This is a genomic window from Xanthobacter dioxanivorans (genome assembly GCF_016807805.1).
Taxonomy (GTDB): Bacteria; Pseudomonadota; Alphaproteobacteria; order Rhizobiales; family Xanthobacteraceae; genus Xanthobacter; species Xanthobacter dioxanivorans.
Genome location: NZ_CP063362.1, coordinates 3,683,095 through 3,697,983 on the forward strand (window position 1 = coordinate 3,683,095; position 14,889 = coordinate 3,697,983).

Annotated in this window: 15 protein-coding genes and 1 pseudogene; 9 read left to right on the plus strand and 7 right to left on the minus strand. The window is 66.8% G+C overall.

Annotated features, from left to right (window positions below):
• Positions 1 to 10 precede the first annotated feature (10 nt).
• Positions 11 to 1,282, minus strand: a complete 1,272-nt coding sequence (locus tag EZH22_RS17150) for an imelysin family protein (RefSeq protein WP_203191742.1) — start codon at positions 1,280 to 1,282, stop codon at positions 11 to 13.
• Positions 1,283 to 1,856: 574 nt separating this feature from the next.
• Here EZH22_RS17150 and EZH22_RS17155 point away from each other — a divergent pair.
• Both EZH22_RS17155 and EZH22_RS17160 read left to right on the plus strand, forming a co-directional pair.
• Positions 1,857 to 2,702, plus strand: a complete 846-nt coding sequence (locus tag EZH22_RS17155; protein WP_231711015.1) for an FTR1 family iron permease — start codon at positions 1,857 to 1,859, stop codon at positions 2,700 to 2,702.
• Between the two features lie 182 nt (positions 2,703 to 2,884).
• Entirely contained in the window at positions 2,885 to 3,298 is a 414-nt protein-coding gene (locus tag EZH22_RS17160) for a winged helix-turn-helix domain-containing protein (protein ID WP_203191744.1), read from the plus strand.
• On the opposite strand, the gene modC is transcribed toward EZH22_RS17160, so the two are convergent.
• From modC to EZH22_RS17180, 4 genes are all read right to left on the minus strand, one after another.
• Positions 3,213 to 4,400, minus strand: a complete 1,188-nt coding sequence (gene modC / locus EZH22_RS17165) for a molybdenum ABC transporter ATP-binding protein (RefSeq protein WP_408647738.1) — start codon at positions 4,398 to 4,400, stop codon at positions 3,213 to 3,215. The two genes, EZH22_RS17160 and modC, sit on opposite strands and share 86 nt — an antisense overlap.
• Entirely contained in the window at positions 4,400 to 5,089 is a 690-nt protein-coding gene (gene modB / locus EZH22_RS17170) for a molybdate ABC transporter permease subunit (protein WP_203191746.1), read from the minus strand. Before modB ends, modC begins: the two co-directional genes overlap by 1 nt.
• A gap of 103 nt (positions 5,090 to 5,192) precedes the next feature.
• Entirely contained in the window at positions 5,193 to 6,005 is an 813-nt protein-coding gene (gene modA, locus EZH22_RS17175) for a molybdate ABC transporter substrate-binding protein (RefSeq protein ID WP_203191747.1), read from the minus strand.
• A 181-nt stretch (positions 6,006 to 6,186) separates the two neighbouring features.
• The gene (locus EZH22_RS17180; RefSeq protein WP_203191748.1) at positions 6,187 to 6,711 is read right to left on the minus strand and encodes a DedA family protein; all 525 of its coding nucleotides are present in this window, start codon (positions 6,709 to 6,711) and stop codon (positions 6,187 to 6,189) included.
• 418 nt (positions 6,712 to 7,129) lie between these two features.
• Here EZH22_RS17180 and EZH22_RS17185 point away from each other — a divergent pair, with 418 nt between their 5' ends.
• From EZH22_RS17185 to EZH22_RS17215, 7 genes and pseudogenes are all read left to right on the plus strand, one after another.
• On the plus strand, positions 7,130 to 8,791 hold the full coding sequence (locus EZH22_RS17185) for a DEAD/DEAH box helicase (protein ID WP_203191749.1): 1,662 nt from the start codon (positions 7,130 to 7,132) through the stop codon (positions 8,789 to 8,791).
• A 128-nt stretch (positions 8,792 to 8,919) separates the two neighbouring features.
• Positions 8,920 to 9,194: pseudogene (infA, locus tag EZH22_RS17190) on the plus strand (translation initiation factor IF-1).
• A 63-nt stretch (positions 9,195 to 9,257) separates the two neighbouring features.
• Positions 9,258 to 9,758 carry a DUF2165 family protein gene (locus tag EZH22_RS17195; RefSeq protein ID WP_203191750.1) on the plus strand — a complete coding sequence of 167 codons (501 nt, stop codon included), beginning with the start codon at positions 9,258 to 9,260 and terminating at the stop codon, positions 9,756 to 9,758.
• Between the two features lie 102 nt (positions 9,759 to 9,860).
• Positions 9,861 to 10,709 carry an ABC transporter ATP-binding protein gene (locus tag EZH22_RS17200; protein WP_408647610.1) on the plus strand — a complete coding sequence of 283 codons (849 nt, stop codon included), beginning with the start codon at positions 9,861 to 9,863 and terminating at the stop codon, positions 10,707 to 10,709.
• A gap of 3 nt (positions 10,710 to 10,712) precedes the next feature.
• Positions 10,713 to 11,522: an ABC transporter permease gene (locus EZH22_RS17205; protein ID WP_203191751.1), complete on the plus strand. Its 810-nt coding sequence runs from the start codon at positions 10,713 to 10,715 to the stop codon at positions 11,520 to 11,522.
• A gap of 23 nt (positions 11,523 to 11,545) precedes the next feature.
• Positions 11,546 to 12,568, plus strand: coding sequence for an ABC transporter substrate-binding protein (locus EZH22_RS17210; RefSeq protein WP_203191752.1), 1,023 nt, complete (start codon positions 11,546 to 11,548; stop codon positions 12,566 to 12,568).
• Between the two features lie 395 nt (positions 12,569 to 12,963).
• Complete coding sequence (locus EZH22_RS17215) at positions 12,964 to 13,170, plus strand: cold-shock protein (protein WP_203191753.1); 207 nt, start codon at positions 12,964 to 12,966, stop codon at positions 13,168 to 13,170.
• A 70-nt stretch (positions 13,171 to 13,240) separates the two neighbouring features.
• Here the strand turns inward: EZH22_RS17215 and EZH22_RS17220 are convergent, their stop codons facing one another.
• Together EZH22_RS17220 and EZH22_RS17225 are read right to left on the minus strand one after the other, a co-directional pair.
• Entirely contained in the window at positions 13,241 to 13,828 is a 588-nt protein-coding gene (locus EZH22_RS17220; RefSeq protein WP_203191754.1) for a L,D-transpeptidase, read from the minus strand.
• A gap of 176 nt (positions 13,829 to 14,004) precedes the next feature.
• Positions 14,005 to 14,844, minus strand: coding sequence for an alpha/beta fold hydrolase (locus tag EZH22_RS17225; RefSeq protein ID WP_203191755.1), 840 nt, complete (start codon positions 14,842 to 14,844; stop codon positions 14,005 to 14,007).
• Positions 14,845 to 14,889: the final 45 nt, after the last annotated feature.

A 14,889-nucleotide genomic window follows, 5' to 3' on the forward strand; every position in this document is an offset into this window, starting at 1 on the left:
CCCCTCAGCCTCACTTCTTCTTCACGGCCTTCGGATCGTCGAGGCTCGCGGAGCCCTCGACCTTGATCTGCAGCTTCAGCGCCGAGACGCCGCGCTCGATGGCATGGGCCTGGGCGACGAGGGCGTCCACGCTGTCCTGGATCAGCTTGGCGCCCTTCTCGTTCCCTTCCACCAGCATCTGATCGTAGAGGATCTCGCCGGAATCGGCGGTGTCCTTCAGCTTCTTCAGGGCGGCGAGGGCCGCATCCGACTTTGCGTCGATCTCGTCGGCGATCTTGGGGTCGGCGGCGCGCACGAGGTCGGCCACGGAGGGACCGGTGACCGCCGAGCCGTCGGGCTTGGTGAAGCGGCCGTAATAGACATCGCGGATGCCCACCTCGTCATAATAATGCGCGTTGTGGGTGTTGTTGGAGAAGCAGTCGTGGGCTTCCTCCGTGTCGTGGAGGATGAGGCCCAGCTTCATGCGCTCGCCGGCCAGCTCGCCGTAGGAAAGCGAGCCGAGGCCGGTGAAGATCACGCCGAGGGCCGGCTTGTCCTTCTTCTTCAGCAGATCGGCGCGCGCCTTGCCCTTGGCACCCCAGTCCGCGGTGATCTCGTCGAGGTCGGCGACCAGCGTCTCGGTGGCGACCTTCAGATACTGGGCCCGGCGCTCGCAATTGCCGCCGGTGCAGTTCTTCACGTCGTAGTCGGTGTAAGGCCGCTGGCCCTGGCTCGGCGTCGCCTTGTGGAGGTTCTGCCCCCAGAGCAGGAACTCGATGGCGTGCCAGCCGGAGCCCACGTTGGCCTCGACGCCGCCGGCGGAGTTGAGGTCATGCAGAAGCTTGGGCGTGATCTTGGAAACGTCGATGGTCTTCTTGCCAATGCGGATCGTCTTCGAGGCGATGACATTGGCGGTGTATAGCGGGTTTTCGTCGGAGGTCTCGCCGTAGCTCTTCTTGTCCACGTAGTCGATGAGGCCTTCGTCGAGCGGCCAGGCATTCACGTTGCCTTCCCACTGGTCGACGACCTTGTTGCCGAAGCGGAAGGCTTCGGTCTGCTGGTAGAAGACGCGCGCGGCCTTCCAGGCGTCGCGGGCCTTTGCCTGCGTCTCCGCGCTCGGGGTGGTGATGAAGGCCTCGATGGCCTTCTGCATGTCCTTCGCGGTGGCGGCGGAAGAGCCGTACATCACCTCGGCAAGGTCGGCGTAGTGGACGATCACGTCGCGCGGCTTCGGCGCGTCGGCGAGGGCCGGGCTCCCGAATGCGATGGCCGCGACGACTGCGCCAAGAAATTGCGCGCGCATCGACCTGTTCTCCTCGATTGACGACTTGAATTGAATGTGTGGCTGAAAGGGCCGGGCAAACCCACGCGCCGGAGCTTAGGCACGCAGATTGCGGGCAGCAAGCGGCTGGCGAGATTATGGAATTGTTCCATTGTGTTGATCTGCGCCTCGGCCAGCATGACCAAAGACAAAACGCCGCACACAACAGTTGAATGACCTTAGGGGATGTTCGGAGGATCGTAAAGGTGCGTCATCGTTGGCCGATGGGGCGCAAATATTTGAACCGGTTGTTCCTCGAGGCTTTGCAGAGGGTGCGGCAGCCGCGTCTGCGACTTTCGCAGCATCGCCATTCTTTTCATTTGAATAATTATAAATAAATGGCGTTCGGATGACAGTGTGGCGACGGGGGTATAGGGTTTTGCCTGTCGGCGCCTGCCCCACGCCGTTGGATTTTCAGCTTTTCGGCTTTGCGCATGACCGCCCCGTCCCTCACCTCGCATTCCAGCGGCTTCGCACCCGGAGGGCCGCGCCCCTCTGGCGGCACGGAACGCGCCATGCGGTGCGGGGAGACACGCGGCGGAGAGGAACAGGGTTCATGATTGCGGCGCTGCTGATCGTCTTCCGCGAGGTGCTCGAGGCGGGAATCGTCATTGGCGTCGTGCTCGCCGCCTCCGAGGGCATCCGTCATCGCGGCCTCTGGATCACCCTGGGCATCGCCGGCGGGCTGGCCGGCTCCGCGGTCCTCGCCTTCTTCGCCGACCGGATCGCCGGCACGTTCGAGGGTTCCGGCCAGGACATCCTGAACGCCGCCATCCTTTCGGTCGCGGTGGTGATGCTGGTGTGGACCGTGGTGTGGATGGCGAGCCACGGCAAGCACATGGTTGCCGAGATGAAGGAGGTCGGTCGCGACGTGAAGGAGGGCCGCAGGCCCCTCGCCGCACTCGCCATCGTCGTCGGCATGGCGGTGCTGCGCGAGGGCGTCGAGGTCGTGCTGTTCCTCTACGGCATCGCCACCACGGGAGCAGACAGCGCCGGCGACGTGGCGCTGGGCGGCCTCATCGGACTTGCCGGGGGCGCGGCCATCTCCTTCGTGCTCTATCGTGGCCTCGTGGCCATCCCGCTGAAGTACATGTTCAAGGTCACGTCCGTGCTCATCATGCTGCTTGCCGCCGGCCTCGCCGCGCAGGCCGTGGGCATCCTGCAGGATGCCGGCTTCATCCAGTCCCTCGCCGATCCGCTGTGGAACACCAACTGGCTGCTGGCCGACGACAGCGCCGTGGGCCGCGTGCTGCGCACCCTCGTTGGCTATCGCGCCGAGCCCACGGGCATGCAGCTCGTCGCCTACCTCGCGACGGTCGCGATCATCCTGGGGCTGTCCGCGGTCGTGAACGGCCGCGTCAGCCATGCGGGCGCGGCGACCCGTCAGCACATTCGGGCCTGACGGGCGCGGATCATCCTCCGGCGCCTGCACCCCGCCGGGTTGCGATCTGGGCGGGCCCGGACCTCGCTGGCGCGGGTGGTGCGGGAGAGGGTGACGCGCCCCGACGTTTCCGCCAGCGGCATGTTCCGGTATGCTTCCCCGTGGGTCGGTCATCGCAGACCGCCGGGCGAGGAGGGAATGCAGTGACCAGGAAGGACGGCACCCGCCTGTTTCTGCGCGTCGATTTTCCTGATGGTCGCCGGCTCGGCCCGGGCAAGATCATGCTGCTGGAGGCGATTCGAGAGCACCGCTCGATTCTCTCGGCGGCCAAGGCCATCGGCATGAGCTATCGCCGGGCATGGCTGCTGGTGGACGAACTCGACCGCATGTTCGAGCAGCGCGTGATCGTCACCTTTCCCGGCCGGCGCGGCGCGGGCACCGAGGTGACGGCCTTCGGCGAGCGCATCATCGCCCTCTACCGCGCCATGGAGCGGCAGGCCGCCAAGGCGACGAACGCCGCGCTCGACGAGCTTACCCAGTCCCTTGCGGCCGATTTCCACCCGCGATCACACGCAGAGCCGGGGGCGGCGACTGTGGCGCCGGCGAAGGCGGGTTGATCTCGGCGCCCGGCGAGGCGAAGCCGGCCGGGCGGCTGTCCACGGTGACCGCCTTGATCATGGCCCACACTGGCATGCCCGGCTCGAGCGCGAGCCGTTGCACGCTTTCCTGCGTCACCAGCGCATGCAGCCGGCCGTGGGCGAGGCCGACCTCCACGTCGGAAAACGGGCCTTCCGCCCGGATGATGCGGGTGATGGTGCCGGAGAGCCGGTTCGTCACCGAGACGTCGATGGGGCGCGAGAGGGACAAGGACACGTCGCGCGAGCGGATGCGCGCGCGCGCCGGCGCGCCCACCGGGCGGCCCACGAGGGGCACCCGCAATTCCCCGTCCGCGAAGGCGACGGTGGACAGGCCAAACTCCTCGTCATGCGCCGTGACGGTGCAGTCGAAGATGGTGCCGAGGTCGAAGCGGCCGAGGATGGGCAGGAGCTCCGGCCGGGACAGCACATCGGCGAGGGGGCCGCAGGCGATCACGCTGCCATCCGTGACGGCGGCGACCGCATCGGACAACCGCAGCACTTCCTCTATCGAATGGCTGACATAGAGGATGGGTAGCTTGAGGTCGTCCCTGAGGCGCTCCAGATAGGGCAGGATCTCGCCCTTGCGCATCTCGTCGAGGGAGGCGAGGGGCTCGTCCATGAGCAGCAGGCGCGGCTGGGAGAGCAAGGCGCGGCCGATGGCGACGCGCTGCTTCTCCCCGCCGGACAGGGTATGCGGCCGGCGTTTCAGCAGGTGGCCGATGCCGAGCATGTCCACCACCACGTCGAAGCGGATGGTGCGCTCCCGCCGCGCGCGGCGCTCGCCATAGCGCAGGTTGTTCTCCACCGTCATGTGCGGAAACAGGCGAGCGTCCTGGAAGACATAGCCCGTGCCACGCCGTTCCATGGGCAGGTCGATGCCGCGATCGGCGTCGAAGAACACCTCGTCGCCCACCACGATGCGGCCGCTGTCGGGCCGCACGGAGCCGGCGACGAGCTGGATGATGGTGGTCTTGCCCGACCCCGAGCGCCCGAACAAGGCGGTGACACCCGCGCCCGGCGCTGTGAAATGCGCTTCCAGGCGAAAGCCGGTGGAGCGGGCGAGGGAGACGTCGATCTCGATCATACCTGCCCCAGCGCGAACTTGATGCGCCGGTCCGCCATCTCCGCAAGGATGAGGGCTCCGAGGGCAAGGATGACCGAAACCACTGTGAGGCGCAGCGCCATGGCGTCGCCGTCGGGCATGTGCGTGGCGCTGTAGATGGCAAGGGGGATGGTGCGCGTCTGGCCTTCCACGTTGGAGACGAAGGTAATGGTGGCGCCGAACTCGCCCAGCGCCGACGCCAGCGAGATGAGGCAGCCGGACAGCACGCCGGGCATCATCAGCGGCAGGGTCACCGTGAAGAAGGCGTCGAGCTTGCTCGCCCCCAGCGTACGCGCGGCGGTCTCGATGCCCTTGTCGATGCCGCCGATGGCGAGGCGGATGGCGTTGACGGTGAGCGGAAAGCTCACCACCGCTGCCGCCACCGTCGCGCCGGCCGTGGAGAAGATCAGCGAGATGCCGAACCACTCGTTGAGATACTGGCCGAGATAGCCGCGGTTGCCGAGGGTGATGAGTAGCAGGTATCCAACAACCACCTTCGGCAGCACCAGCGGCAGGTGGACGATGCCGTCGAAAATGCCCTTGCCGGGAAAGTTGAACCGCGCCAACACCCAGCCGATGAGGATGGCGGGCGGCAGGCTCCATAGGGTGGCCCAGAAGGCGACGATGAGGCTGAGCCTGACCGCCGTCCATTCTTCAGGTGTGAGCATGGCACGAGATTCCGGACAATCACTGAGCCAAGCTTACGCCGGACCCGGGACACAGCGAAATCGCCCGCCCGCGGCAACGCCGGGGAGGGCGTGGCGCCGTCGCTCACTTCACCGAGAAGCCGTACTTCTTGTAGATCTCCTTTGCCGCCGGTCCCTGGAGGAAGGTGAAGAAGGCCTTGGTGGCCGGGGTGTCCTGGCCCTTCACGAGGGCGAAGGGATATTCCACAGGCGGGTAGCTGTCGGCCGGGAAGGACGCGACGATCTTCACGTTCTTGGCGATGGCGGCATCGGTGGCGTAGACGACGCCGAAGGACACTTCGCCGCGCTCCACCAGGGCCAGCGCCGCGCGCACGCTTTCGGTGCCGACAATGCGCGGGCTCACCTTGTCCCAAAGGCCGAGATTGGTGAAAGCGGTCTTGGCGTAGACGCCCACCGGCACACTGTCCACGAGGCCGGTGGCGATGCGACCGTTGGCGCCGAGCAGGGCGTTGATGTCCATGCCTTTGGCGATGGTCACTGGCTTGGCGGTGCCGGCGGGGGCGACGAGCACCAGTTCATTGCCGAGGAGCTTCACGCGCGTGTCGGGGAGGGTGAGGCCCTTGCCGTCGGTGTAATCCATCCACTTCAGGTCGGCGGAGGCGAAGATATTGGCCGGGGCGCCGGCCTCGAGCTGCTTGGCCAGTGCGGACGATGCGGTAAAGGAGAACTTCACCTGCGTCTTCGCGCCCGTGGCCGCGTAGGCCTTGGCGATGTCCTCGAGAGCATTGGTGAGGCTGGCGGCGGCAAACGTGGTCACCGTGGTCTCGGCGCCGGTGGCGCCAGCCTTCGCGGCCTCCTCTGCGTGGACGGGAGCAAGGCCTGCGGTGGCGAGAAGAAGGCCGAAAAAGAGGCCCTGGCGCAGAACGAATGGCATCATGGCAAAAATCCCCTGTGGTATGTTTTTTCATATATAGCATGACGCACAGTGACAAGGGTGCCGTCCCCGTCCGTTCTGGCGAAGGACGGGGTTCGGCTGGCACGGGTCGTGGGATAATTGCTGCGCTGCGGCATCGCGCCGCGCCATGGGCGGGCGGTGAAATCGTTCTTCGGCGCCGGAGTTACCAGCCCATCAGCTTGAAGGCGGCGGCTCCCGGCGCGAGCATGGCGAAGGCCCACACCGCCGCGCTGGCGACGTTGGCCACCTGGAAATGGGTCTGCCGCATGGCGAGCACGCCGGCCACCAGCGGCACCACCGCCCGCACGGGGCCGAAGAAGCGGCCGACGGCGACGCCCCAGACGCCGAAGCGCTGGAAGAAGTCCTCGGCGCGGGCCACGAGGTCCGGCCGCTTCGACAGGGGCCAGAAGGTCTTGGCGCGCTCCTTGTAGTGGAAGCCGAGCCAGTAGGAGATGGCATCGCCCAGCGCCGCGCCGCTCGCCGCGGCGAGCCAGATGGGGAAGAAATGCAGCCCGCTCGCCTCGATCAGGGCGCCGATGGCGAGCAGCAGCACCGTCGCCGGAATGAAGAACGAGACCAGCGCAAGCGATTCGCCAAACGCCAACCCGAACACGACGGGTGCCGCAAGGGTATGATTTTGCTGCACAAAGGCGGTTGTTGCCGCCACGATGGACTGAACGTCGATCATATCTCCTCCAGCCGGGAACATCGGTGGGCCGGCCGATCCGCGCAAGGGGCCCGGCAGCTTGGACCGCCATGCGCCCCGCCGCGCGCCTGTGTCTTCCCAGGCAAGTCGCCTCCGGCGGCGGGCTTATTGCCGGAGCAGTGCGGCGAAAAAGCTGCCGCTGCCTTGAAATCGTCATGCGGATCGGTCATATGAGCTGTCGTAGCGCCCCGGAGGGATTCCAATCCCCCCTTGCAGCGCGCTCGGGCCGCGTAGCGGAGACCGCCGAAGCTTCCTTTTCATTGAAGCATTTTGCGCGGCTTTGCCCGACTTGCACCATCGCCTTTGGACACCCCTGGCCACGCGGGATGTCGAAATCCCCCGCGAACCGCGCCGCGCCAGAACGCTGCGCCAGGTGCCGTTCGCATATGAAAGTCAGAGCTTGACAGCTTTTTCGACCCTCGGCCTCGCCGAGCCCATCGTTCGCGCGCTCACCGAAGCGCAGCACGTCACTCCCACCCCCATCCAGTCCGAGGCCATCCCCCACGTCCTCGCCGGCCGCGACCTCATCGGGATCGCGCAGACCGGAACCGGCAAGACCGCCGCCTTCGCCCTTCCCATTCTCGACCGCCTCATCCGCCATCCGCGCCGGCCCGATCCGAAGTCGGTGCGCGTGCTGGTCCTCTCCCCCACCCGGGAATTGTCCGGCCAGATCGTGGACAATTTCGAGAAGTTCGGTCGCCACGCCAACATTTCGGTCACCCTCGCCATCGGCGGCGTGCCCATGGGCCGGCAGATCCGCGCTCTGTCCCGCGGCGTCGACGTTCTGGTCGCCACGCCCGGCCGGCTGATCGACCTCGTCGAGAACCATGCGGTGAAGCTCGACCAGGTGGAAGTGCTCGTCCTCGACGAGGCCGACCAGATGCTGGACATGGGCTTCGTCCATGCCATCCGCGCCATCGTCCGCCGCCTGCCGCACAAGCGGCATTCCCTGTTCTTCTCCGCCACCATGCCGCATGCCATCGCCGAGCTGGCGGGTTCCATGCTGCACGATCCGGTGCGTGTCGCGGTGACCCCGGTCGCCAAGACCGCCGACCGCGTCGAGCAGCGGGTGATCCTGGTGGACAAGGCCAACAAGGGCCAGCTCCTCGCCGAGGTGCTCTCCACCGAGGAGATCGACCGCGCCCTCGTATTCGCCCGCACCAAGCACGGCGCGGACAAGGTGGTGCGCGTGCTGGCCAAGGCCGGCATCGCCGCGGAAGCCATCCACGGCAACAAGTCGCAGAACCAGCGGGACCGGGTGCTTCTCGCCTTCCGCGAGGGCAAGATCCGCACCCTCATCGCCACCGACATCGCCGCCCGCGGCATCGACGTCACCGGCGTGAGCCACGTCATCAACTTCGACCTGCCCAACGTTCCCGAAAGCTATGTGCACCGCATCGGCCGCACGGCGCGGGCGGGTCGGGAGGGCATCGCCATTTCCTTCTGTGACCAGGAGGAACGGGCGTTCCTGAAGTCCATCGAGAAGCTGATCCGGATGCAGCTTCCCGCCACCGACCGGCGCGGCGCCGGCACCCGGTTCGCGGTGCCCGATGCCGCCCCGATCATTCTCGATGAGCGGGACGAGACGGCCGAGCGCTCGGACTATGTGGGGCGCCGCTCCGGTGGCCAGAGCCATCGAGGGCCGCGTCCGCGTAGCGGCGAAGGTCGGCCCGAGGGCCGCTCCGGCGAAGGCCGCGGCCGCCACGCCCAAGGCGATGAGGCGCGCTCCGGCGAGGGCCGCTCCCGTCCGCAGCAGCCGCGCGGCGAAGGCCGTCGTGGTCCGGGTGAAGGTCGCGCCGACGCGCGTCCGGAGGGCCAGGGTCGCGCACAGGGCAAGGGTCCCGCGGCGGCCGGTGGGCATCATGGCGGCGGCCAGCGCTCCGCTAACGGTGCCGGCCAGCCGGCACGGTCCGAAGCACGGGCCGAGGGGCGCGGCGCGCGCACCGAGCGCGGCCAGCGGCCGACGGGTGAAATGGGCGGGCTCGGCTTCATGAAGGCGGTGCCGAACCGCGGCCAGGGCTCGGGCGCGGCACCTCAGGGGGCCAAGCGCCCCGTTCGTTGATTTTCGGGACTGCGCGGGGCTGTGCGAAATGCACGGCCCCGCGTATCTCACCTATGGGCGCGCGGGCGATTTCGTGAGATAAGCCCGGCCAATTCAGCTCCGTCAAAGGGGCCGCTGGAGACGACTATATGGCGAAGGAAGAACTGCTGGAGTTCGAGGGACGGTGACCGAGGTGCTCCCGGACGGCAATTTCCGGGTGCGACTCGACAACGATCATCAAATCCTGGCCTACGCTGCCGGCAAGATGAAGAAGAACCGCATCCGCACCATCGAGGGTGACCGCGTGGTGGTGGAGATGTCGCCCTACGATCTCGATCGCGGCCGCATCAATTTCCGCCACAAGGCCGAGGGCAACGCCCCGCCGCCCGGCGCCCGTCGCCAGCAGAACTTCCGCCGCCGCTGATATCCGGTCCTCGGTCGCGCGATTGCCGGCCGGGACCGTCGCCTTCCAAGGCTGGGGGACGACATGGAATTGCGGCTGACGAAGGCTATCCTGGTTGCCGCGTTGTCGGCATTCTGCCTGATGGTGGCCTATGGCAACCTGGCGGACTACGGGTCGAACTATACTTTCGTGCGCCATGTGCTGAGCATGGACACGACCTTCCCCGGCAATGGGCTGATGTCCCGCGCGGTGACCGATCCGCTGGCATGGCAGCTGGCCTATGCCGGCATCATCGCCACCGAGGCGGCGAGCGGCATTTTGCTCGGCATCGGCGCGCTCACCATGCTGGCGCGACTGAGGGCGCCAACCGCCGATTTCGAGCGCGCCAAGCGGCTCGTGTATCTCGGCGCGACATTGGCCTTCCTGCTCTGGTTCTTCGGCTTCATGGTGGTGGCCGGGGAATATTTCGCCATGTGGCAGTCCAAGGACTGGAACGGTCAGGAGGCGGCCTTCCGCTTCTACGTGGCCGTGCTCGGGGTGCTTCTGCTTGTGGCCTTGCCCGAGCCGGACGCCGGGCGGCGCTGACCCCGCGCTTGCCTCTTTCTCCTCCACCGCTACCTTTGCTCCTGATCCGGTCAACCGGACGCGCGACCGGAACCGGCGCGGGCAGGACGCGGGAGGAGTTGAGTGTCCCCACCTTTCAGCGTGGTTCAGGGCGGCCGTGACGTGCCGAGCCCGGCGGTCGCCCTGCGACAGCTGCGCATCGCCTTCCCCTCGCCGCGTCGCGCCGATCCGGCCTTCGTGGCGGTGGAAGGCGTCGACCTCGACGTGGCGGACGGGGAATTCGTCGCCATCGTCGGACCCACCGGATGCGGCAAGTCCACCTTGCTCAATGCCACTGCCGGACTGCTGGCTCCGGCGTCCGGCACCGTCTCCATCTTCGGCGTTCCGCTCTCCGGCCTCAATCGGCAGGCGGGCTACCTGTTCCAGGCGGAAGCGCTGTTTCCGTGGAAGACCGCGCTCGAAAACGTTGCGCTCGGTCTCGAGGTGGCCGGCAGGGCACAGGGCGCGGCGCGGGCGCTGGCCCGCGAATGGCTCACCCGCGTGGGGCTCTCGGCGTTTGCCGACCGCTATCCGCACATGCTTTCCGGCGGGCAGCGCAAGCGCGTGGGCCTTGCCCAGGTGCTGATCCGGGATCCGAAGATCCTGCTCATGGACGAGCCGTTCGGGCCGCTGGACGCCCAGACCCGCCAGATCATGGGCAACCTGCTGCTGGACCTGTGGAGCGCCGACCGCAAGGCGGTGCTGTTCGTGACCCACGATCTGGAGGAGGCCATCGCGCTCGCTGATCGCGTGGTCATCATGGGGGCTGGGCCGGCCTCGCGCATCATCGGCCAGTGGCAGGTGCCCATAAGCCGCCCGCGCGACATCGACGTGCGCCTGGAGCCGGTCTTTCACCAGCTTCATCGGGAGATCTGGACGGCGCTCAAGGACGAGGTGGTCAAGGGCTATCGGCAGTCCGAGGCGGTGGGCTGACCCATGCGCTCGCGCCTCACCCTGCTTGTCCTCCAGCTGCTGGTGGCCGTGGTGCTGATCGCCACCTGGCATTTCGGCTCCACGGTGAAGCTGAACATCCCGGCGGTTTCGCCGAAGCCCTTCTATCCGCTCGATCCCTTCTTCTTCTCCACGCCGCTCGCGGTGTTCGAGCGCACGTGGAAGGATTTTTACACCGGTGTCATCTGGTACCACCTCGGCATCACGCTCCTTGAGACGACGCTGGCCTTCGTCATCGGCGCGGCGGGCGGAGTGCTCATCGGCTTCTGGTTCGCCCGCAAGGCGGTGCTGGCTGCCGTGTTCGACCCTTATGTGAAGATGGCCAACGCTCTGCCGCGCGTGGTGCTCGCCCCCATCTTCGCCCTGTGGCTGGGGCTCGGCATCTGGTCCAAGGTGGCGCTGGGGGTCACGCTGGTCTTCTTCATCGTCTTCTTCAACGTCTACCAGGGCGTGAAGGAGGTGAGCCCGACGCTGCTCGCCAACGCCCGCATGCTGGGCATGAGCGAGCGCCAGCTCATGCGGCACGTGTTCTGGCCATCAGCCCTCACCTGGATGTTCTCCTCGTTGCACACGGCGGTGGGGTTTGCGCTGGTGGGGGCGGTGGTGGGCGAGTATCTCGGCTCCGCCGCCGGCCTTGGCTACCGCATTCATCAGGCGGAAGGCGTGTTCGACGTGACCGGCGTGTTCTCCGGCATGCTGGTGCTGGCGATCTTCGTCATCATCATCGACACCGCCGTCAGCGCCATCGAGAATCGCCTGCTCGTCTGGCGCCCGGCGCCGGTGGGGCAGGGCTGAAAAACAACGATAGGGAGGACCACATGCGGATGTTCAAGTTCGCGGCGGCGCTCGCCGCCGGCCTTGCCCTCGCCGTCGCGGCGGTGCCCGCCGGCGCGCAGCAGGCAGAAAAGCCGAAGCTGACCCTCGGCGTCGGCGGCAAGCCGCTGCTCTATTACCTGCCGCTGACCATCGCCGAGCGGAAGGGCTTCTTCAAGGACGAGGGGCTCGACGTCACCATCAACGATTTCGGCGGCGGCGCGAAGTCGCTGCAGGCACTCATCGGCGGCTCCATCGACGTGGTCACCGGCGCCTACGAACATACCATCCGCATGCAGGCCAAGGGGCAGGACATCGTCTCGGTCATCGAGCTCGGGCGCTTCCCCGGCATCGTGCTGGTGGCGCGCAAGGACCGACCGATCAAGTCGATAAAGGATTTGAAGGGCGCCAAGGTCGGTGTCACCGCGCCCGGCTCCTCCACCAACTTCTTCGTCAACTTCCTCCTCGCCAAGGAGGGGCTGAAGCCGGATGACGTGGCCTTCGTGGGCGTCGGCGGCGGCGCCTCGGCTGTGGCGCAGATGAAGCGCGGCGAGCTCGATGCCATGTCCAACCTCGACCCGGTCATCACCAAGCTCGAGGATGACGGAGACGTGGTGGTCCTGGCCGACAGCCGCACCGAGGCGGGCAACGACAAGATATTCGGCGGCGCCAATCCGGCGGCCGTGCTCTATCTGAAGCGCGACTTCATGGAGCAGAACCCCGTCACCACCCAGAAGCTGGTGAACGCCCTCTACCGCACCCTGGTCTGGCTGAAGACCGCCACCCCGGAGGACGTGGCCGCCGTGGTGCCGGAGGAGTATCTCCTCGGCGACAAGGCGCTCTATCTGAACGCGGTGAAAAACTCCCTCCCGGTCTATTCGCGGACCGGCATCATCCCCGAGCAGGGCATGAAGAACGCCTTGGCCATGCTGGTGGAATTCGATCCCGAGCTGAAGGCTACGAAGATCGACCTCGCCAAGACCTTCGACGACAGCTTCGTGAAGAAGGCGGCCGCCGCCACCAAGTGACATGGAGGACCGGGGGCAGGGCGGAGCTAATTTTCCGCAGCGCCCTTGAAACGCCGCAGTCGGCCCTTATATCACATTCAACCCCAGCCGCCGGATGCGGCGCGCGTCATTGCGCGAGCGCTTTTCGGGAGACGGACGGATGTACTCCGATCCCGCTGCGGCAAAGGGTGTTCGTTCCTCCGCTTTCCATGTTCATGGATGTGCGGAGGGGCGAGCTGAGCGGACAGTTCGTCATCGGCCTTCTTCTTCGTTTCCTTCGGGCCGCGACGCAAAAGCCTCCCATATCGAACTCGTCCTGAACTGCGTCCCGCCGCGCCGCGACCCCAAAGGTCGTGCGCCGGGACGATCGGCGCATCGCACGGCAGCGGCCGGCATGCGCGCACCAGGAGGCCACCATGGCCACGGGCACCGTCAAGTTTTTCAATTCTCAGAAGGGTTTCGGCTTCATCCAGCAGGATGAGGGCGGCCCCGATGTCTTCGTGCACATCTCGGATGTGGAGCGCTCCGGCCTCTACAGCCTGAATGACGGGCAGAAGGTGTCCTTCGATATCGTTGCCGACAACCGCGGCAAGAACAAAGCGGCCAACCTCGCCGCGCTCTGAGCCGTTTCGGCCAAGGAAAAGCCCCGGGCACCGCAAGGTGCCCGGGGCTTTTTTCGTTCCGGCGCCTGCCTCAGCGCATCACATAGACAGTCGCGCCCACGCGGACGCGGTTGTAAAGGTCCACCACGTCATCATTGGTCATGCGGAAGCACCCCGACGACACCGCCTGGCCGATGGTTTCCGGCTCGTTGGAGCCATGGATGCGGTAGAGTGAGGAGCCCAGATACATGGCGCGGGCACCGAGAGGGTTGTCGATGCCGCCGGGCATGTAGCGCGGCAGGTCCGGCCGGCGCCGCAGCATCTGCGACGGAGGCGTCCACGACGGCCATTCCCTCTTCGCGCTCACGGTCTTCACGCCGGACCACTGGAAGCCGTCCCGGCCGACGCCGATGCCATAGCGGATGGCCTGCCCGCGCCCGGTGACGTAATAGAGCCGCCGCTCCGAGGTGCGGATGACGATGGTGCCAGGCGCATATTTCGGGTCGACCGAAACCATCTGGCGGCCCAGCGGCGAGGAACTGCCCACCGACCCCATGTTCGAGCCGCCGAACAGCTTGCCGAAATTGAAGAAATCGTAACGGTCATCGGCCCGTGCGGACCCTGCCGTCAGGATCACGGCCGTTGCGGCCGCGAGAGCGAGGGCTTTCAGGTTCTTCATGATTGCGCGTCTCAGTCGGAACGAAGGGGGATCACACGGCACCAGTGACGTGCACTGGATTGCTGCTTTGTTGTCGCCGCAAATTGGACATGACTGCAACCGCTTTGTGGCGGCACGGTTCCGCCTGCACGGGACTGTGATGCGGTTTTCCCGAGGCTGCGGCCCTGCCGCAACGTTCAGGCTTGCCTCGCGTCCCGGACGAAGGCCGCGAGGCGGGAATTGAAGCGATCCGAGGCCTCGATGAACGGCGCGTGGCCGGCGCCGGCATAGAGATCCAGCGTCGCGCCAGGCACCAGGCTGGCCAGATGCTGCGCCATGGCGGGGGCCACCACCTCGTCCTCTTCCCCATGCACCACGAGCACCGGCACGTCGAGCCGGGAGAGCAGGTCGTCATAGTCCGCCGCCCGGCCGAACAGGGCTGCCCGCACCTCAGCCGGCACCAGCATGTTCACGCCGAACAGGAGCTCGAACAAGGGCTGCGGCACCGGGGCCGCGAAGCAGCGGCGCAGGAGGGCGCGGGTGGCGGCGATGTTCTCCGCCGGATCGGTGCTGCACATCTGCCGCATCAGGCGGTTGCAGCGCCCGTAGAAGCGTCGCTCGTTGCTGATTGCGGCATCCACGAACACGATGCCGGAAATGCCCGCGCTGCCATGCCGGCCCAAATAGTCGCAAATGATGCGCCCGGCATAGGACCAGCCCACCAGAACTGGGCGATCAAGGCCGCAAGCGTCGATCACCGCCGCGACCTCGTCGGCCCAGCGCGCGGGCTCGTTGTAGAAGGTCGCGCCCCGAGGGCGGTCCGATCCGCCATGGCCGCGAAAGTCGTAGGTGGCCATGCGGAAGCCGGCGAGGACCGGGCTCTCGGTCTGCCGGCTCCAGCACAGGCCGGACTGGGAAAAGCCATGGATGAAGAGAAGGGAGCGCCCCGCTTCGGCTCCGGACAATTCGGCGGCGATGCCCACTCCGTCGGGGGTGGAAAGGCGCAGGGTGCGCCGGGCGGGGAGGGGGGAGGTCATGGCGCAGCATCCGTTTGGGGAATGCGCCGCCTCTAGCATTTCCCC

Coding starts and splice junctions, on each gene's coding strand:
- EZH22_RS17150 (WP_203191742.1), bottom strand. CDS start 1,282: ATGCGCGCGCAATTTCTTGGCGCAGTCGTCGCGGCCATCGCATTCGGG.
- EZH22_RS17155 (WP_231711015.1), top strand. CDS start 1,857: ATGATTGCGGCGCTGCTGATCGTCTTCCGCGAGGTGCTCGAGGCGGGA.
- modB (WP_203191746.1), bottom strand. CDS start 5,089: ATGCTCACACCTGAAGAATGGACGGCGGTCAGGCTCAGCCTCATCGTC.
- modA (WP_203191747.1), bottom strand. CDS start 6,005: ATGATGCCATTCGTTCTGCGCCAGGGCCTCTTTTTCGGCCTTCTTCTC.
- EZH22_RS17180 (WP_203191748.1), bottom strand. CDS start 6,711: ATGATCGACGTTCAGTCCATCGTGGCGGCAACAACCGCCTTTGTGCAG.
- EZH22_RS17195 (WP_203191750.1), top strand. CDS start 9,258: ATGGAATTGCGGCTGACGAAGGCTATCCTGGTTGCCGCGTTGTCGGCA.
- EZH22_RS17205 (WP_203191751.1), top strand. CDS start 10,713: ATGCGCTCGCGCCTCACCCTGCTTGTCCTCCAGCTGCTGGTGGCCGTG.
- EZH22_RS17210 (WP_203191752.1), top strand. CDS start 11,546: ATGCGGATGTTCAAGTTCGCGGCGGCGCTCGCCGCCGGCCTTGCCCTC.
- EZH22_RS17215 (WP_203191753.1), top strand. CDS start 12,964: ATGGCCACGGGCACCGTCAAGTTTTTCAATTCTCAGAAGGGTTTCGGC.
- EZH22_RS17220 (WP_203191754.1), bottom strand. CDS start 13,828: ATGAAGAACCTGAAAGCCCTCGCTCTCGCGGCCGCAACGGCCGTGATC.
- EZH22_RS17225 (WP_203191755.1), bottom strand. CDS start 14,844: ATGACCTCCCCCCTCCCCGCCCGGCGCACCCTGCGCCTTTCCACCCCC.